Raw genomic sequence first — 17618 nt, 5'->3', positions numbered from 1 at the left:
CCGTTTTCCAAAAGCCCCTGCAAAAATGCGCCTAAAACATTAAATGTAAGCAGAAACACAGTTGTCATAATCAGAATAAAAGCTGGAATTGCAGTCCATTTTCCTGTAAGAATTTTATCGATTTTTTCGCTGCGCAAATGTTCTTTTGATTCATGCGGTTTTTTTACGGTTTTCCCGCAGATTTTATTGATGAACGAATAGCGCATTTTTGCAATTGCCGCGCTTCTGTCCAGACCAGATTCTTTTTCCATTTGAACAACAATGTGCTCAAGCATTTCAATTTCGTTAAAATCCAAGTCAAGCATATTCAGAATGATTTTGTCGCCTTCGATTATTTTGCTTGCTGCAAAACGTACAGGGATTTCTGCCCTTTCGGCATGATCCTGGATAAGGTGAATTACAGCATGGATTGCCCTGTGAACTGCACCGCCAGCCTCGTCTTTGCTGCAAAAATCCTGTGGAACTGGTTTTTCCTGAAAGTGCGCGATATGGATTGCATGCTGAACAAGTTCGTCTACACCTTCGTTTTTTAGCGCAGAAATTGGAACAACTGGAACGCCGAGCAAATTCTCCATTTCGTTTATGTTGATTGAACCGCCGTTTCCTGTTAGTTCATCCATCATATTTAACGCAATTACCATGGGAATATCAAGCTCCAGAAGCTGCATAGTAAGGTAAAGGCTTCTCTCTATTGCAGAGGCGTCAAGAATATTTAAAATCGCCTTTGGTTTTTCCTTAAGGACAAAATTTCTGGAAACAATCTCTTCGCTTGTAAACGGCGACATTGAATAAATTCCCGGAAGGTCTGTTACAAGAGTTTTTGGATGACCTATTATTACACCGTCTTTTCTGTCTATTGTAACACCCGGAAAATTTCCAACATGCTGGTTTGAGCCTGTAAGCTGATTAAAAAGAGTTGTTTTTCCGCAGTTCTGGTTTCCGACAAGGGCATAGGTTAAAATCGTGCTGTCTGGAAGCGGAGTTTCGGTCTCTTTTTCATGATATTTTCCGTCTTCGCCGAGTCCTGGATGGGAAGTCAGCAAATCGTTTGAAGCGGTGGAAGTTTCTTTTTCTGCTGTTGAATCAGAAAAATCTGCGTTAGAATCTGAAAACTTTTCTTTATATCCAATTTCGATTTTGGCGGCTTCGTCCTTGCGAAGTGTCAGTTCGTAGTTAAAAACTCGGATTTCCAGCGGATCGCCCATAGGTGCGTGCTTCATCATCGTAACTTTTACGCCGGGAATCATCCCCATGTCAAGAAAATGCTGTCTTAACGCTCCTGTTCCGCCAACTTTGCTGATAACCGCCGATTTCCCAATTTCCAAATTTTTTAGAGTTTCCATATTCTATTCACTTCTGTTTGTAAGATTATTTTAAATAACAAATGCCGCCTGAACCGTCATAGCCCTGCTTTTTTCGTCCAAAGAAACACTTTCCGGCAAAAAGGCAGCCTGCCGCCTAAAACTTCCAAATACGTTTTTTCCGTCCGAAAATTTTGAACAACAGGTGCAGTCAGTTGCAACTGTTATATTTTCTTCCAAAATTCCAGCCTTTTTTAAGACAAAAAGATTTGCTTTCGTCAAATCCAATGAATAACTCAAAAGTTTTCCGTCTGCTGTTTTTTGAATTGAATCTGAGTTTTCATTTTTGAGTTTTGCTACACATTCACCAAAATTTTCTAAAAAGTAATTTTTTCGGTTTTCGTCAATACAATAACATTCTCTTCCAATATGAGGTCCAATAGCAATGCAAATATCTTCCGCTTTTGAACCATATTTTTCGACAGCGAGCCTAACCGCTTCTCCAATTATTCCAGTTCCTTTCCAACCAGAATGAACGGCTGCAAAAACTTCTTTTTTCGAATCATACAAAAAAAGAGGCACGCAATCGGCAACTGTAACCACAGGAACAAGCATTTTGTTGTCCGTAATCAATCCGTCGCCTTTTTTGTTAAATGAACTTCTCTGAGAATTTATTTCAAAAACTGTTTTTGAATGAATAAGTTCAATGCTAACAATCTGACGCTGGCAATTGCATATTTGTTCATCGCGCGCGCATTCCCCGGAGCAAATATGAGGATGCAATTCTTCTGCAATAGCTTTTAAAGTCTTTTCTCGTAAAATATTTTTTTCGTTCCAGCGAAAGCGCATTGAACCGGCAGAAAGAAGTGTCATTCCCCATTTTTTGCCGTCTTTTAATGGCTCTCCATTTTTGTAAAACGGCAAGACAATAAATTTTAAATCTTCCGACTTTTCTTCGATTTTTTTTGTAACGCAAATATAATTTACTTTGCTCATTATTTCTGCCTTATTTAGAAAAAGTCGGGCTGTCAACCTGCTCAAGCTCACGAATCATAGCATATCCGTCTGCAATTGACTGTCTTGCTTTTTTTAGACTTTCGATAAACGCCTCGTTGTTTTTTTCTCCAAGCCGCGCGAGATTTGTAAGCGCATCGTAACGGCTGTCTTTTTTTTCAAGAAAGATTCCTGTAAAACAATTTTCCATTGTTCGACAGGCATCGCAAAATCTTGAAAGCATAGAACGGACATCGCCCTCAACACCGCGGATTATCGACTCAATTTTAGAATGAGCCTGCAAGGTGCGCAAACGTTCGCTATGAAGCTTTGTAAAAATAACTCCATATTCGCCGCCAGCAGAAAGCATCCGGTTAAGAGACTGCAAATCGACCGAAATCTGAATGAATTTATTGAAAGAATCGTTGAATTCTGAGCGGTTTTCCTTTTGAATAAAATCGCCTTCAAGCATTACAGTTTTTAAAGGCAGTTCAAATTCTGGAAATTTTTCTTTCATATACCAGTTCAAAAAACCGGCCGTAAGTTCGTAACGGAACGGCATTCCGCCCCACAAAAGCGCCCATGGACGCTCAGTCAGAAGAGGAAAAGTTTCAAGTCCAAAATTTCTGTTCAAATCAATTTTTAACTGTTCTTTTTTGCAGTCAACGCCCCAAGCCTTCCATTTTTCTTCAAAAAGTTTGCGCCAGTTGTTTTTATAGCGGACAAACCAATCCTCCCCACCGGTAAAATTTTCTGGAATCCAGGCAGCATCAGAATAGACAACTCTTCCAATCGATTTTAAAGGAACGCTCGTAATAAACATTCTCATCATTGAAATATGAGATTTTGCCGTTTTCATAAAATCTGCTGCTTTTTCCGCGATTTCGTCCATTGAATCAAGAGTCCGTCCACCCGTTCCTTTGCGCGAAAAAAGATAAATCGACTCAAGAACTTCTTCATAGATTTTTACACCGTTGCACAAAATTTTTGCAAACAGCGAAATTTCGTTTTCGAGAGAACTGAAGGCGCAACAGTAATTTTTTTCAACTATTGTAGAAAAAAGCGAAATAAAACGGTCAAATGGCAATTTAGAAAACTGTTTGAGCCATTCATAGGAACGCACCGCTTCATACATATAATTTCGTCTGTCAGCAGGAATTTCATTTAAAATTCCGTCCATTTTATGAAGAAGATTCACTCTCTGTTCTGGCCGAGGACCATTTTCCATTGAAAGAGAATAAGGATCAACTTCTTCATTCATCCGCTCTTCAACTTCGCTCATTACAAGCGAGCCCAAAAACACAAGAAATGAATTTTCATCGGATTCTGCAATTAGAATATAGGGCTTAAAAAAATCTGCGCTTAGTTTTAATTCGGTAAGTTTGTCGTAAAAAGACGAAAGAAGCATATTACGTTTTGAATCGATCAGATTTGGACAATTCTTTTCGACAGAATGTGCAATCTGTAAAATTTTATGCTCGTTGTAAAGAACCTGCATAGAAGTGTTTGCAAAAATAGATTTTAGCCACAAAAAAAATCTAAAAAAAATCGATTCGTTTTTAATCTGCTCTGAAAAAGGAATTTTCGCTTCAAGGTCAGAGCCGTCTTCAAATGAAAGCGGAACTGTTTCTTCGCCAGTCGACTTCATTTTTTCCAGCATTGTAAGACGTTCAGTCTCGCTTAAACCGGAAACCAACGCATCAAAAGAGTTTCGTTCCATAATTATTCAATAAAAATCCCCAATAAAAAAAACAAGTCAAAAAACTAAACGTATTTTCAGAATATCACAGTTTTTATGCACATTCTAGCATTTTTTTTCAGAGTCGCAAGCTATAAGTTTTAAAAAACAGGATAAAAAAAATGGACTGCCTTAATTTTTCAGACAGTCCATTATCTGTTTTTTTAGAAACTACTGTAAAATTTTTTATTTATTAAGAGCTTCCACAACAAGCTCGCCCATTTTCTTTGTTCCAACGAGCTTTCCTGCCGCCTTAACTTCATCGCGCTTAGAGCCTGCAATGTCGCCTGTTCTCCAGCCTTCATCAAGAACTTTTGTTACCGCATTCTCGATTGCCTTTGCTTCCGTCTCAAGCTTGAAGCTGTAGCGCAAAAGCATTGCCGCTGAAAGAATTGTTGCGAGAGGGTTTGCAAGGTCTTTTCCTGCGATGTCAGGAGCTGTTCCGTGAATCGGCTCGTAAAGTCCTGGCCCTGTTCCGTCTCCGAGCGAAGCCGAAGCCAACATTCCGATAGAGCCTGTAATCTGGCTCGCCTCGTCTGTAAGAATGTCGCCGAACATATTGCTTGTCGCGATAACGTCAAACTGGCACGGATTGCGGACAAGCTGCATTGAAGCGTTGTCGATGTAAAGGAAGTCAAGCGCAACATCGCTGAATTCCTTGTGGACTTCCTCGGCAACTTTTCTCCAGAGACGGCTTGAATTCAAGATGTTCGCCTTGTCAACAACAGTCAAGTGCTTCTGTCTCTTCTCGGCAAACTGGAATCCGAGGCGAACGATTCTCTCGATTTCTTCCCAAGAATATTTTTCTGTGTCCCAAGCTGTTTTTCCGTCCGCGCTTGTTCCGCGCTCTCCAAAGTAGATTCCGCCAGTAAGCTCGCGCACGACGAGAATGTCAAGACCGTTTCCGACGATTTCATCTTTGAGAGGGCAGGCATCTTTAAGCTGAGGCCACATTACAGCAGGGCGAAGGTTCGCGAAAACTTTCATTCCGCCGCGAAGTCCGAGAAGGGCTTTTTCCGGGCGAATCTCTGGAGCGACGTTGTCCCATTTTGGTCCGCCGACCGCTCCGAGCAAAGTCGCGTCGCTTGAAAGACAAATGTCAAGCTGATCCTGCGGAAGAGGCTTTCCGAACTTGTCGATTGCGGCTCCTCCTGCAATCACGTTTTTGTAAGTCCATTTGTGTCCGTATTTTTTTGCAACAGCGTCGAGAACTTTTACAGCCTCGGCAACAACATCAGGACCGATTCCGTCTCCCGGAATCAATGCGATAGTTTTTTCCATGATATTCTCCTAAAAAGCACAGTTTTTTTAAGTCTTGCTTAATATTTTTAATCTCACTGAAGAATATAGCAATTTTTATATTTTTATACAATATTTCCGTCATCGGCTGTATCGTCTTCATTGGAAGTTTTTATGTCGCAATTTTCTAATGCAATATCGTCTTTTTTGATTCCTTCTCCAAAAATTACACTATTTAAATTTGCAAGATTTTTTAAAGTCACGCCTGGCACATTTACGGTAATGTCTATATTTTGCATGTCGAATTGTGTTTCACCGCCGCTCAAAGTTATTGCTTTGTTGATTTCTACAGATTTTAAAGAAAATTCGTCTTCTATCTTTGAAAGGTCAAGTTCTTCGCCGTCTTCTTTTTGGTCGATAAGTTTTTGAAGATAATTTTCGTTTTCTGCACGAAGCTCGTCTCCGTCAACAATCTTACAGGAATAAAAAAAAGCAGTTCCGGCAAAAATAAGAATCATAAATCCATAAAAAAAATTCTTTTTTGTATTTTTCATATCTAAAACCGCCTGTAAAAAAATATATTACACTATAATAAATTAAAACTTAGTGATTTTCAAATTTAATTGCAAATCTGCCTTTTTCTTATAAAATAATATTTATGACTGACAAAGAACTTGTTAATATTGCGCTTGATGCAAGAAAAAATTCATATTCGCCTTATTCAAAATACAGGGTCGGCGCAGCAGTTTTGTGCAGCGATGAAAGTATTTTTACAGGCTGCAACATAGAAAACGCTTCGTATCCATGCGGAATTTGCGCAGAGAGAACTGCAATGTCAAAGGCAATAAGCGAAGGAAAAAAAAGTTTTTCTAAAATCGCAATCTCAGGCTCTTCAGACCAATTTTGCACTCCATGCGGACTTTGCCGCCAATTTATGTACGAATTTGCCCCGGATTTAACAGTTTTGTGCTCAGACGATAAAGGAAATTTTACAGAAAAAAAACTGAATGACTTTCTTCCGGACGGTTTTGGTCCTGAAAGCCTGTAATTTTTGCACCAGAGATGGGAGGGGCGGCGAAGCCGTTGCGAAGCAATGGAGCGATTTTTTGCGGAACCCGATGCCCGGCAAATTAAAAATGCCTTTTCAATCTGCTTTAATCTGCGTTAAAATACAGGAACTAATCAACAGGAGTTTTTTATGGAAGATTACAAAAAAGAATTTATAGATTTTATGGTTGAATGCAATGCGCTTAAATTCGGCTCGTTTACCCTAAAGTCTGGACGCAAATCTCCGTTTTTTATGAATGCCGGCGCCTATGTTACTGGCGGACAGCTCAAACGACTTGGAGACTTTTACGCGAAAGCCGTTCATGACAATTTTGGAGATGATTTTGACGTATTTTTTGGACCGGCTTACAAAGGAATTCCGCTCGCTGTAGTCACAGCCCTTGCCTATTCGGATCTCTATGGAAAAGAAATTAAATATTGCTCTGACCGCAAGGAAGAAAAAGACCATGGCGCTGACAAAGGAAGCCTTTTGGGTTACAAAATAAATGACGGCGACAGAGTTGTCATTATTGAAGATGTTACAACTTCTGGAAAATCAATCGAAGAAACTTATCCAAAAATCAAATCTCAGGAAACAGTTACTGGCGGAATTAAAATTGTCGGCGAAATTGTTTCTCTCAACCGCATGGAAAAAGCTCCTGACTCAGACAAGGCCGCTCTTGAAGTAATTTCTGAAAAGTACGGCTTTCCTGCACGCGCAATCGTTTCTATGAACGATGTAATCGAATACCTTTACACTGAAGGCGACAAAAAAATAATTACCGACGAAATTAAAAAAGAAATGGATTCTTACTACAGTTTATACGGCGCAAAGTAAAAATTATGCTTCTACGCTAACCGGATTTTTGGCAAGCTGAAGGTAAATCTGATCAGCAAGTCCGAATCCGGCATTTTTTGTCATTGAAGTTGAATACTCGTCAAAAAGCATGTCTTCGTACATTTTTGAAGCAAAATCGCTTTCGCCACTGGCTTTTACGACGGTTTTGCGCATCTGGCTCACCATCATTTTTACAAAATACGATTCAAGTTCGAGAGATTTTTCGTAGAGCTTTGAAGTACGGTCAATAGCTTGAGTTTTTACGTTTGGATTTGCCTGATTTGCGGCGGCTCCGACAGGCTGAGAATTTTTGTCGGCAACGGAATAAAAAGTTCTGGCAAAACCAGTTCCATAATCGCCATTCAGTCTTCCTTCTGGCAAAACCTGGCTGGAAGAAACTGATTTTCCGATTGAAGAAGATTCTCCGTAAACTGAACGCACAAGCTCTTCAAACTTTCCTTTTTCGGCATTGATTTTTGAACCTTGAAAAGCGCCCTGTCCGTTTGTTATTGAACTGATTCCACCGACCGTCATCATTTTAATTCACCTTAAAAAACTATCGTTTAAGATTTACTGCCGTGCTGAGCATTGAATCCGTTGTCTGAATAGCCTTTGAGTTAAACTCGTAAGCGCGCTGGGCTACAATCATCTGAACCATTTCGTTTACAACAGAAACATTCGACATTTCGACAAATTTATGTTTTGTAACGCCAAAACCGTCATATCCCGGACGACCTGCAACAGCCTCTCCAGAAGCGTTTGTCACCTTGTAAAGGTTGTCTCCAGCGGCTTCAAGGCCGGCATTGTTTGGAAAACGGTAAATTTCAAGCTGAGCTACGTCTATCGGGTCATTCTGGCCAAAAATTTTTACGCTTACACGACCGTCATCTGTAACGACAAGAGAGTGAATATCATAACCTTCTGGTAAAATAACTTCCGGCATAACGCGCAAACCGTTTGAATTTACAAGCTGACCGTTCATATCAACCTTAAAAGAACCGTCGCGGGTATAGGCAAAACTTCCATCATACTGCTGAACACGGAAAAAACCGTCGCCTACAACAGCAATGTCCGTATCAACTCCAGTGTTTTGCAAAGATCCCTGGCTGAAAATTCTCTGTGTTGCGGCAACTTTTACACCGCTACCCTGCTGGATTCCAACTGGAGTTACAGTGTCTTCTGTTGCAGGAGTGCCTGCAAGCTTTACGTTCTGATATAAAAGATCTTCAAATTCAACACGCTGCTGTTTAAAACCTGTCGTGTTTACATTTGAAAGGTTGTTTGAAATTGCATCGATATTAGACTGCTGGCCGTTCATTCCAGTTGCGGCCGTCCACAAACTTCTTACCATTTTTTGCCCCTCCTAAAATTAACGATAAGCAGCGACTTTTGTCCAAAGAGTAGACATCATCGAATCTTCGCTCTGAATTGTTTTCTGGCTCGCTTCGTAAGCACGGTTTACTTCAATCATTTTTACCATTTCATTAACAACATTTACGTTGCTTGTTTCCATATATCCCTGCATCATTTTTGGACGTTCAAAGCCTTCAGCAACATAAGCCTCCCCAGAAATATCATTGCTTGACCACAAACTGTTTCCCATTTTTTTGAGATAGCGCTCATTGTCAAAACGAACAACTTTTATGCGGTCAATGAGCTCTCCATCTTTTGAATAAATCATTCCGTCTTCGTTTACGGTAAATTTATCGTCCTCAACGTGAATTGCACCATTTTCGCCCATAAGAGGATAACCGTCTTTTGTTTCAAGAATTCCTTCTTTTCCGAGCAAGAAATTACCGTTTCTTGTGTAGCGTTCGCCAACTGGAGTTTGAACAGCAAAAAAACCTTCGCCGCTAAGAGCCATGTCAGAAGCAGAATTTGTAGAACGGAAAGAGCCCTGTTCAAATTTTGTAAAATTTTCGTTTGTTTCAACACCAAGCCCAAGTTTTCCAATAATTGGAGCAACGTCTGCCGAGCCTACGGAAGTTTTATAAACACCGTCCGCCTGAGTTCGTCTTAAAAGAAGTTCCGGAAAAGACTTGCTTACAGAAATATCGCTTTTATAACCAGCAGTATCAACGTTTGCCAGATTATTAGAAATAGCATCCAGCCTGTTCTGCTGTGCATTCATTCCGCTCGAACCAATGTACCAACCTCTAATCATATTCGCTCCCAAAAACGCAAAAAAATACGCTACACTTTTATTATCGGAAACCATTTTTTTTGAGTTTAGCAATTTGATTTTGAATTTTGACTGCATTTTTTTTACTCTGACCGGTCAATGCGCTTTTTGGCACTAATTCTTTTTTCAAAAAACTCCAGTTTGTCCAAAGTTAAGAAAATTGTTAATTTGTTTTTAAATTAAGTTAAATTTTTTTAGAATAATTAAAGAAAAAATGTTATAATTATCTTTGTATTTTGTGGCTTGAGTTTTGCTTAAAAACAGTTGGTTTACCGTGAATAAAATTTTTATATCAATTTTTATAACTATATTGTTAATTTTGACAGCAGCACTTATTTTTGCTGTCAGATGGTTAAAAAAAAGTCTTTTTAGAGACGACCTTACAGGACTTTTAACTACAAAGAAGTTTCTTGCCGAGGTAAAAAAAACTCTAAAAAGAGCAAAAAATGTCCAGTATTCTCTCGTGTCGCTCGACATCAATTCATTCCGTTACATAACTCAGGTTTTCGGTCAAGACAACGGAAATAAGCTTTTGTCGGAGCTTGGTTCACTTTTTAGCAAAACCGCTCCAAAAGGCTCGCTTCTGTGCAGAAACTACAACGACAACTTTGCGTTCCTCATTAAGTCGACAGTTCTTCCAGTTCTCGAAGACATAATCGTAACAATGACGACTGTAAACGGCAAAATCAAAAAACTTTTGCCTCAGCATTTTAAAATTGAATTTTCAGTCGGCGTTTACGAAATAAAAGATCCAAACGAAGAACCACTGATGATTTTGGACAAGGCGCAGACTGCAAGAAAACTCGGAAAATCAAGCCTGAATCCAAAGCGAATATGCGTTTTTACTTCCCAAATGGAAATTAACAGCCAGCTTGAAAAAGATATAATTTTTGACATGGAAAGAGCTTTTAAGGAAAACGAATTTGTCGTTTACTACCAGCCTAAATTCCTTTTCAATACAGAAAAAATAATCGGCGCAGAAGCTCTTGTCCGCTGGAATCACAAAAAAAGAGGACTTTTGACACCTTCATATTTTGTTCCGATGTTTGAAAAAAACGGTTTTATTGAAAAAATCGATTTGCTCGTTTTTGAAAACGTATGCCAGTTTCTTGACCGCTGGAACAAATCTCAAAAAGATAAAAAAGAAAAACAGCCTCTCACAATTAGCTGCAACCTTTCTAGAGTCCAGCTTTATAATCCAGATGTCGCAAAAATTTACCACGATATTGCTTCAAAATACGAAATCGCGCCTTCAAAAATCGAAATTGAACTTACAGAAAGCCTGATGATGGACAATAAAGAACGTCTTTTAAAAGCTATGAACGAAATTAAAAATGCAGGATTTTCTATTTCTGTCGATGATTTTGGTTCTGGATTTTCCTCTCTCAGTCTTTTAAAAGATTTGCCGGCAAATGTAATCAAGCTCGACAAAGAATTCTTAAATACGCAAAATACGGAAAAAGAACACATAATTATAAATTCTGTCATAAACATGGCAAAAAATCTGGATATGGCGACAGTTGCAGAAGGTGTTGAAGATGCAAAACAGTCTGCTCTGTTAAAAAAAATGGGCTGCGACATTGTTCAAGGCTATTTCTATGCAAAACCTATGCCGCAAAACAAATTTAAGGAACTTTTGGATAATCCGGATAATTTTGATTCTAAAAAAAATGATGATTCAACGGATAAAACCGAAAAAACTGATGCTAAAAAAAGTGATGAACATAAATAAACAGGCAATAATAAAATCCTGATTCAAATTTGTTTGAAAACTGAAAAAACTAGATTTATAATTAAATATATTAAAAAAATGCAATGAATGTTGCAGCGAAATATGGGAGTCACTTATGAGCACAAAAAACACAACAGAAAAAACAAGGGTAATTGCAATTATTCTTGGAGGTGGAAAAGGAACCCGACTTTACCCTCTCACAAAGGAGCGTTCAAAACCAGCAGTACCTTTTGGCGGAAAATACAGAATCGTTGACATTCCAATTTCCAACTGCATCAATTCAGGTTACAGAAAAATTTATCTGCTTACTCAGTTTAACAGCGCATCTTTACACCATCACATTACAAGAACATACAATTTCGACAATTTTTCTGGCGGATTTGTAGAAATTCTTGCAGCTGAACAAACACTAGAAAATTCTGGCTGGTTTGAAGGAACAGCAGATGCTGTACGCAAAAATATGATTCACTTTAAATCGGCTAATCCTACGCATTACATAATTCTTTCAGGCGACCAGCTTTATAGAATGAATTTAAAAGCCTTTATGGACAGCCATATTCAAAGCGGAGCTGACATCACTATTGCTACAACAGCAGTAAACCGCCAGGATGCTTCTGGCTTTGGAATTATGAAAATCGACTCAAAAAACAAGATTACGGCATTTCAAGAAAAGCCTGCAAAAGATTTAGATATTTCTGACTGGAAAATTCCTCAGAATGCACGCGGCGACCTTCCTCCTGAAAAAGAATATCTCGCTTCTATGGGAATTTACATTTTCAATGCAAAGACAATGGAAGAAGCCTTGGACAACAGCTATACGGACTTCGGAAAAGAAATCATTCCAAAATCAATCAAAACAAAAAAGGTAAATTCTTATATTTTTGACGGTTATTGGGAAGATATTGGAACAATTAGAAGTTTCTACAATGCAACTCTCGATTTGACAGAATACAATCCTGCTTTCAACCTTTATGACGTTGAAGAGCCAATTTACACTCACATGAGAAACCTTCCGCCATCAAAAATCAACGGCGCAGAAATTGAAAATTCTTTGACTTCAGAAGGATGTGTAATTACAAAAGCAAAGCTCAAGCACTCTGTAATCGGAGTTCGTTCTGTAATCGAAAACGGCAGTGAGTTAAATGGCGTAATTACGATGGGTTCAGACTTCTACGAAACAGAAGACACAAAAAAGAAGAATGAAGAAATCGGAAAACCAAACATTGGAATCGGCAAAAACTGCCAAATTGCAAGCACAATCATCGACAAAAATGCGGCAATCGGCGACAACTGCCAGATTAACATAAGCGGCAAAAAATATGAAGATGGCGACCATGGACTTTTCTACTCTGCGGACGGCATTGTCGTAATCAGAAAAGGCACTGTAATTCCTGCCGGAACAATTATCTAAAAAAATAAAGCAAAAGGAAATACGAAAAATGCCGGATTCTATGTATGATAAACTGGGAGAACTGCTCAGCGAAGCGATTGAATCCGGCAATTTTTTTTACGAAAAAGAACATTCCTCTCTGAATATAGAACAAAAATCTTATGAAGAAGAAAGAGAAAAAAAAATATGCATAGATTCAGTTCAATGGAAGAATAAAAAAAAGCCTTATGAGAAAAATCCGCTTAAAAATAAAATTTTACTAAAAAACGCAGGAACAGAAATTCAAAAAGCCGCGGCAATAATCGGCATAACAGACGAAATGTCTTTAGAAGACGCAAAAAAGCAGTTTAGAAAAAAAATTATACGGTTTCATCCTGATAAAAATGCCGACAATGAAATTATGAGAAAAATTACAAAAGAAAAAACAGAACAGATTCTCTCAAACTGGAAAATTCTCGAAGAGTGGTTTTCCAAGATTTTAGCAAAAAACTTAAAAAACTAAAAAACAACGCAAAAAGCAGTTTTTCATTTTAATATGATAAAAGTTATTCTTCTTCCGGCTCGGAACTTGCCGCAAGGCCGTATTCGTTCAGCTTGCGGTGAAGAGTTTTTCTTCCGATTTTTAAAATATCCGCTGTCTTTGTTTTGTTTCCGTTGTTCAATTCAAGATTTTCAAGAATAATCATTTTTTCGGCATCTTCAAGGCTAATTCCATAAGGCACAAGAATTCCCGAACTGTTTTTTTTGTTTTCCAGTTGAATCGTCAAGTCTTCCGCCTGAATTTCATCTCCGCTCGCCATAACGACGGCACTTTCCACGCAATGCTGAAGTTCACGCACGTTTCCAGGCCAATCATAATTGAAAAGAATATTTTTTGCAGAATTAGAAAAGCCTTTTATATTCTTGTTGTTTTCCTTGTTGTATTTTGAAAGAAAATTGTTTAGCAAAAGCGGAATATCGTCTTTTCGCTCACGCAATGGCGGCACCGTAATTTCAATTCCCTTAAGGCGAAAATAAAGATCTTCGCGGAAATGTTTTTGTTTTACCTCATCTTCGAGTTTTTTGTTTGTGGCAGAAATTACACGGACATCGACCTCAATCGTTTTTTCTCCGCCAACGCGTTCAAACTTTTTTTCCTGCAAAACTCTTAAAAGCTTAACTTGAACTCCTGGATTTATTTCGCCGATTTCGTCCAAAAAAATTGTTCCGCCGTCAGCAAGCTCAAATTTGCCTTTATGCAGAGTTTCAGCGCCAGTAAAAGCGCCTTTTTCATGACCAAAAAGTTCGCTTTCGAGCAAAGACTCGCTTAAAGCCGCACAATGCACTTTTATAAAAGGCTTGTCCCGTCTTGAAGATTTTTGCTGAATTGCATCCGCAACAACTTCTTTTCCAACGCCGCTTTCCCCCGTTATCAATATGCTTATCTTTGAATCTGCAACCTTGTTTATAAGATTGTTTACTTTTTGAAGGGAAGGACTTTTTCCAACCATATTGTCTGACGATTTTGACTTAACTTCGGATAAAAGCTCCTGATGCTGCAAGCTAAGCTCCCTGCCCTTGAGCGCCCGCTTTACAACAAGTTCCAAATGCTCAAGATTGAGAGGCTTTGTCAAAAAATCGTACGCACCGTTTTGCATTGCGGATACGGCAGCATCAATTGAACCGTGGCCTGTTAAAACAATTACAGGAATTCCCGGCATTTCGCGTGTCACTTTTTTTAAGACATCCTCTCCGCTTGTTCCAGGCATTCTCAAATCTGTAATTACAAGGTCAATATCGCCTTTTGAAAGAAATTCCAGACCTTCATCGCCGTTTGCGGCAATTTTTACATCATAGCCGTCCATTTCAAAGTCGGCAGCAAGTCCTTCACGGATATTTTTTTCATCATCAATTACCAAAAGTGTAAATTTCATCTGCCCTCCTCATCGTGAGTCAAAAGTTTTTTCTGCGTCTGCGGAATTGGAATCGTAATTGTAAATTCAGAACCTTCGCCCAAAACCGAATCAACGCTAATATCTCCAGAAAATTCTTTTATGATTTTATAGGACATTGCCATTCCCAAACCAGTGCCGTTTGCTTTTGTCGTGTAATAAGGCTCAAAAATTCGGGATTTTACTTCTTCGCTCATTCCCGTGCCGTTGTCCGAAATTTTCAAAATAAATCTATCATCTTTTGCTTCTGTTTTTATAAGAATTTTTCCAAAAAACACTTCTTCAAAAGCGTTTGCCTTTATGCTTGCGTGGAACCGATCTTCGATTGCAGCAAGCGCGTTTTGAGCAATATTTACCAGCACTTCTCTAAAAAGTTTTTCATCAATTAAAAGCTTTGGATCTTCTTTGCAAAGTTCGGATTCAACCTTGATTTTTTTTTCGTTAAATTCAGGCGTTATAAAACCAATAAAATCTGTTAAAAGAGCATTTACCTTTACGAGCGAAAAATTTGCAGAAACAGGACGAACTGCCATTAAAAAATCAACAACAATCTTGTTCAAACGGTCAATTTCCTGGTTTACAACTTCAAGATAATTCTCTGTAAACTTCGGATCTGGCAACATTCCATCGCCTTCCCGCTTTTTTCTGATCGCCTTTTGCAAAAGTTGAATATGAATGCTTATTGCTCCAAGCGGATTTTTTATTTCGTGAGCAACGCTTGCAGCAATGTTTGTAAGACCGGCCATGGTTTCCATTCGATGAAGCAAAACTTCCTGACTACGCTTTTGAGTTACATCTTCAATCATTATTATGCTGCCGGAGATTTCGTTATTTTGAACAAGTGGAATTACAGAAATTTCAATAAATCTTACAGAACCGCCAGGCGTAGAAACCGTGTATTCTTCGCTCAAATTTGTGCAGTTATTTTCATCGCAGCCTTTTAAAAATTTACAAATTTCTTCATCATCAATAAAATCGTAAAATTTTTGATTCCGGTTTTCTTCTGGAGAAGATTTTAAAGGCAGATAGCGTTCAGCAGCTTTATTTATCTGAGTAACTTTCCAGTTTTTTTCTACGCTTACAAGTCCAGTAGAAAGAGATTGAAAAATTGACTGAAAAACTTCGTTTTGATTTTTTATTTCGTTAAAAAAAAGCTCAATCTGCCCTGGAGACAATTTTGAAAGCTTTTCATATACGCGATTTGAAAATTCCTGCATAAATCCTCCAATAAAACTCCGCGTTAACGGCTAGCCACGGATGGCGAGAACCACAGTTTGAGAAAGCAACGCTTTGAGCAAAATATGGTTATAAAAATTACAAAGATGCAATTTTTATCATGCCTCCTCCATAATCCAATCCGTAATTTTTGTTCAGACAGTTTTAAAACAGATTCGCCTTTCTGATTCCCGCCAAATCCCTGTAAAGTTTTTCCAATGCTGCAACTGGTTTTTGATTATAAACAGAAACATTGTTAAAACACTGCCTTACAGCCTGAATGTTTTTTATTTCGACTTCTGCGTTTCGTCCAGAATTCTCATTTTTTTCAACCGGATTTTTTTGAGATTCAAGAATTCCCTGCAAAAAAATTTTGAACATTGTGCGCGGCTCAAAATCTTCGCATTTTTTTACGATTTCGCTAATTTGAATAAGTTTATTTTCCCTAATTCCGTTATAAAAAAAATCCGCCGTTGATTTTATATCTTTGGGAGAAACTGGCAAAAAAGTCTGTAAATATTCTTGAATTTGCCCGTTTCCCTTGTCAGCGCTGTCATGAAAAACCCTTTCAATTACTTCGCGCTGCTGATTTTGAGTACGTTCGACAAAACTGTAAGTGCGAACCCTCGAAAGAATAGTCGGCATTACGGCTCCACGGCTCGCAGTCGTAAGAATGAATACAGCATCTTCCGGCGGTTCTTCAAGAATTTTTAAAAGCGCATTCCTACAACTTTCGTTCATTTTGTCCGCATTTTCTATAATAAGAACTTTTTTTCCGTCATTAGATTTCATTCTTGTCCAAAAAGCAGCCTTTCTGATATGGTCAATAGGAAGAGAATCGTACATAAAAATTGATTCCAGTTTTTGCGCAGACTGAAGAACTTTTTTTGTAATTTCTTCAAGCTCTTCATTCGCAGGAACAGGAAATTCAGGGTTAAGGCGTTCAAGCTGTTCGTTTATTTCTTCTACAAGCGGCGAAAGCTTTGAAAGCTTGTCATCGCCTTCCCACAATACAGGGCTAAAACGCAAAACAAGCTTCCGAACAGAACGAATATAAAGGTAACGGGCAGCAGGCAAATGTGAATAATTATTTGCTCCAGCGTCCAAAAGAGTTCTTGTGGCAGCAAGAATTTCCAGGGAACAGTCACGAGGACCCGCCAAAATGATATTTGTTCCGGCAAGTTCTTTTTGCTTTCGGCAGGAAGGACAGTTGCAAAGCCAGTTTCCTTTTTTTTCTGGCAAATGTTCTGTACAAGAAAGAATTCTTGCAAGCTCAAGCGCACATGTCAGTTTTCCGGAAGATTGAGGACCAGAAAGCAAAATCGAAGAAGGAAGTGTTTTGTTTTTTATATCGAGCATCAAAAGAGAGGCCGCGTCCTGATACAGAAGATTTTCAAACATTAGACAAAAACCGCTCCCAAAGTTACAATTGGTTTTGCAAGAATTGGTGAAAAATATGTCCAAAAAAATGTACTATCAATAAAATCAGTAGAAAACCACGGCTGAGCTTTTAACACGATTACAATTGCGCTGACAATTACAAGTCCTTCGGCCATTCCAATAGCAAATCCCAAAATTTTATCAAGACTTTTTAAGATTTCACCTTTAAAAATTCCTGCAATAACCGTCTGCAAAATTTTTACGAATAAAAAAACAACTATAAACAAAAGTATAAATGAAATAACAAGACAAACGCTCTTTATTTTTATTATTTTTTCAAGAAAAGGACTTAAACTGCCGCAAAAAAACACGGCGACAAGAATTCCAGCAACAAGAGCAAGTTTTCCGAACAATTCCTTTAAAAAACCTTTTGCACAAGCAGCTATCGCAAAAAATAAAACTATTATAAAAAAAACTACATCAATAAAGCCAAAATGCATTATTTTTCTCCTATAAAAAGTCAATATTAAAACTTCAGTCTTAGGATTGACTTTTTAAGTTGCTTCGCAACAAAGTAAGAAACAACAGATTATAAGAAAGTTTGCAACGCAACTTTTAAAGATAAAAACAGA

Annotated in this window: 17 protein-coding genes; 5 read left to right on the top strand and 12 right to left on the bottom strand. The window is 38.3% G+C overall.

What is annotated here, in order from left to right; all coding sequences use genetic code 11:
* The 5 genes from B2X33_RS02820 to B2X33_RS02800 all read right to left on the bottom strand — a co-directional run.
* Window positions 1-1343, bottom strand: a 1343-nt coding sequence (locus tag B2X33_RS02820) for a FeoB small GTPase domain-containing protein (RefSeq protein WP_296667480.1), incomplete at its 3' end; no start/stop codon positions are given.
* 30 nt (window positions 1344-1373) lie between these two features.
* On the bottom strand, window positions 1374-2297 hold the full coding sequence (locus B2X33_RS02815; protein WP_296667479.1) for a purine nucleoside phosphorylase YfiH/LACC1 family protein: 924 nt from the start codon (window positions 2295-2297) through the stop codon (window positions 1374-1376).
* Window positions 2298-2307: 10 nt separating this feature from the next.
* Window positions 2308-4014, bottom strand: coding sequence for a DUF5312 family protein (locus tag B2X33_RS02810; RefSeq protein WP_296667477.1), 1707 nt, complete (start codon window positions 4012-4014; stop codon window positions 2308-2310).
* A gap of 204 nt (window positions 4015-4218) precedes the next feature.
* Window positions 4219-5313, bottom strand: a complete 1095-nt coding sequence (gene leuB / locus B2X33_RS02805; RefSeq protein ID WP_296667475.1) for a 3-isopropylmalate dehydrogenase — start codon at window positions 5311-5313, stop codon at window positions 4219-4221.
* Window positions 5314-5396: 83 nt separating this feature from the next.
* The gene (locus tag B2X33_RS02800) at window positions 5397-5825 is read right to left on the bottom strand and encodes a hypothetical protein (RefSeq protein ID WP_296667473.1); all 429 of its coding nucleotides are present in this window, start codon (window positions 5823-5825) and stop codon (window positions 5397-5399) included.
* A gap of 104 nt (window positions 5826-5929) precedes the next feature.
* Here B2X33_RS02800 and cdd point away from each other — a divergent pair, with 104 nt between their 5' ends.
* Window positions 5930-6319, top strand: a complete 390-nt coding sequence (gene cdd / locus B2X33_RS02795; RefSeq protein ID WP_296667471.1) for a cytidine deaminase — start codon at window positions 5930-5932, stop codon at window positions 6317-6319.
* A 150-nt stretch (window positions 6320-6469) separates the two neighbouring features.
* Window positions 6470-7156, top strand: coding sequence for an orotate phosphoribosyltransferase (gene pyrE / locus B2X33_RS02790; protein ID WP_296667469.1), 687 nt, complete (start codon window positions 6470-6472; stop codon window positions 7154-7156).
* A 3-nt stretch (window positions 7157-7159) separates the two neighbouring features.
* Here pyrE and B2X33_RS02785 read toward each other — a convergent pair whose 3' ends face one another.
* The 3 genes from B2X33_RS02785 to flgF are packed head-to-tail and all read right to left on the bottom strand — an operon-like array spanning window position 7160 to window position 9320.
* Window positions 7160-7693, bottom strand: a complete 534-nt coding sequence (locus B2X33_RS02785; protein WP_349675707.1) for a rod-binding protein — start codon at window positions 7691-7693, stop codon at window positions 7160-7162.
* Between the two features lie 19 nt (window positions 7694-7712).
* On the bottom strand, window positions 7713-8507 hold the full coding sequence (gene flgG, locus B2X33_RS02780) for a flagellar basal-body rod protein FlgG (RefSeq protein ID WP_296667467.1): 795 nt from the start codon (window positions 8505-8507) through the stop codon (window positions 7713-7715).
* Between the two features lie 18 nt (window positions 8508-8525).
* A complete protein-coding gene (gene flgF, locus B2X33_RS02775) occupies window positions 8526-9320 on the bottom strand; it encodes a flagellar basal-body rod protein FlgF (RefSeq protein WP_296667466.1) in 795 nt (264 codons plus the stop codon).
* 337 nt (window positions 9321-9657) lie between these two features.
* On the opposite strand from flgF, the gene B2X33_RS02770 reads away from it, so the two are divergent.
* The 3 genes from B2X33_RS02770 (at window position 9658) to B2X33_RS02760 (ending at window position 12962) form a co-directional block, all read left to right on the top strand.
* A complete protein-coding gene (locus B2X33_RS02770) occupies window positions 9658-11070 on the top strand; it encodes a putative bifunctional diguanylate cyclase/phosphodiesterase (protein WP_296019807.1) in 1413 nt (470 codons plus the stop codon).
* 115 nt (window positions 11071-11185) lie between these two features.
* The gene (locus B2X33_RS02765) at window positions 11186-12481 is read left to right on the top strand and encodes a glucose-1-phosphate adenylyltransferase (protein ID WP_296019810.1); all 1296 of its coding nucleotides are present in this window, start codon (window positions 11186-11188) and stop codon (window positions 12479-12481) included.
* Window positions 12482-12521: 40 nt separating this feature from the next.
* Window positions 12522-12962, top strand: a complete 441-nt coding sequence (locus tag B2X33_RS02760; RefSeq protein ID WP_296667464.1) for a hypothetical protein — start codon at window positions 12522-12524, stop codon at window positions 12960-12962.
* A gap of 43 nt (window positions 12963-13005) precedes the next feature.
* On the opposite strand, the gene B2X33_RS02755 is transcribed toward B2X33_RS02760, so the two are convergent.
* From B2X33_RS02755 to B2X33_RS02740, 4 genes are all read right to left on the bottom strand, one after another.
* The gene (locus tag B2X33_RS02755; RefSeq protein ID WP_296019813.1) at window positions 13006-14373 is read right to left on the bottom strand and encodes a sigma-54-dependent transcriptional regulator; all 1368 of its coding nucleotides are present in this window, start codon (window positions 14371-14373) and stop codon (window positions 13006-13008) included.
* Window positions 14370-15608 (bottom strand): two-component system sensor histidine kinase NtrB, encoded by a 1239-nt coding sequence (locus B2X33_RS02750; protein ID WP_296019816.1) that lies wholly within the window; start codon window positions 15606-15608, stop codon window positions 14370-14372. The genes B2X33_RS02755 and B2X33_RS02750 overlap by 4 nt, the downstream gene beginning before the upstream one ends.
* Window positions 15609-15771: 163 nt before the next feature.
* Window positions 15772-17007: a DNA polymerase III delta subunit-related protein gene (locus B2X33_RS02745; RefSeq protein ID WP_296667461.1), complete on the bottom strand. Its 1236-nt coding sequence runs from the start codon at window positions 17005-17007 to the stop codon at window positions 15772-15774.
* Window positions 17007-17486, bottom strand: a complete 480-nt coding sequence (locus B2X33_RS02740) for a CvpA family protein (RefSeq protein WP_296019821.1) — start codon at window positions 17484-17486, stop codon at window positions 17007-17009. Before B2X33_RS02740 ends, B2X33_RS02745 begins: the two co-directional genes overlap by 1 nt.
* Window positions 17487-17618 lie beyond the last annotated feature (132 nt).

The organism is Treponema sp. UBA785 (assembly GCF_002297065.1).
Classification (GTDB): domain Bacteria; phylum Spirochaetota; class Spirochaetia; order Treponematales; family Treponemataceae; genus Treponema_D.
The sequence above is the reverse complement of the archived record's forward strand: the minus strand, read 5'-3'. Positions and strand labels throughout refer to the sequence as shown.

What these genes read in the sequence shown, in the direction of transcription:
- B2X33_RS02765 (WP_296019810.1), top strand. Translation starts at nt 11,186, where the DNA reads ATGAGCACAAAAAACACAACAGAAAAAACAAGGGTAATTGCAATTATT.
- B2X33_RS02750 (WP_296019816.1), bottom strand. Translation starts at nt 15,608, where the DNA reads ATGCAGGAATTTTCAAATCGCGTATATGAAAAGCTTTCAAAATTGTCT.
- cdd (WP_296667471.1), top strand. Translation starts at nt 5,930, where the DNA reads ATGACTGACAAAGAACTTGTTAATATTGCGCTTGATGCAAGAAAAAAT.
- pyrE (WP_296667469.1), top strand. Translation starts at nt 6,470, where the DNA reads ATGGAAGATTACAAAAAAGAATTTATAGATTTTATGGTTGAATGCAAT.
- B2X33_RS02815 (WP_296667479.1), bottom strand. Translation starts at nt 2,297, where the DNA reads ATGAGCAAAGTAAATTATATTTGCGTTACAAAAAAAATCGAAGAAAAG.
- B2X33_RS02785 (WP_349675707.1), bottom strand. Translation starts at nt 7,693, where the DNA reads ATGATGACGGTCGGTGGAATCAGTTCAATAACAAACGGACAGGGCGCT.
- flgF (WP_296667466.1), bottom strand. Translation starts at nt 9,320, where the DNA reads ATGATTAGAGGTTGGTACATTGGTTCGAGCGGAATGAATGCACAGCAG.
- flgG (WP_296667467.1), bottom strand. Translation starts at nt 8,507, where the DNA reads ATGGTAAGAAGTTTGTGGACGGCCGCAACTGGAATGAACGGCCAGCAG.
- B2X33_RS02740 (WP_296019821.1), bottom strand. Translation starts at nt 17,486, where the DNA reads ATGCATTTTGGCTTTATTGATGTAGTTTTTTTTATAATAGTTTTATTT.
- leuB (WP_296667475.1), bottom strand. Translation starts at nt 5,313, where the DNA reads ATGGAAAAAACTATCGCATTGATTCCGGGAGACGGAATCGGTCCTGAT.
- B2X33_RS02745 (WP_296667461.1), bottom strand. Translation starts at nt 17,007, where the DNA reads ATGTTTGAAAATCTTCTGTATCAGGACGCGGCCTCTCTTTTGATGCTC.
- B2X33_RS02760 (WP_296667464.1), top strand. Translation starts at nt 12,522, where the DNA reads ATGTATGATAAACTGGGAGAACTGCTCAGCGAAGCGATTGAATCCGGC.
- B2X33_RS02800 (WP_296667473.1), bottom strand. Translation starts at nt 5,825, where the DNA reads ATGAAAAATACAAAAAAGAATTTTTTTTATGGATTTATGATTCTTATT.
- B2X33_RS02755 (WP_296019813.1), bottom strand. Translation starts at nt 14,373, where the DNA reads ATGAAATTTACACTTTTGGTAATTGATGATGAAAAAAATATCCGTGAA.
- B2X33_RS02810 (WP_296667477.1), bottom strand. Translation starts at nt 4,014, where the DNA reads ATGGAACGAAACTCTTTTGATGCGTTGGTTTCCGGTTTAAGCGAGACT.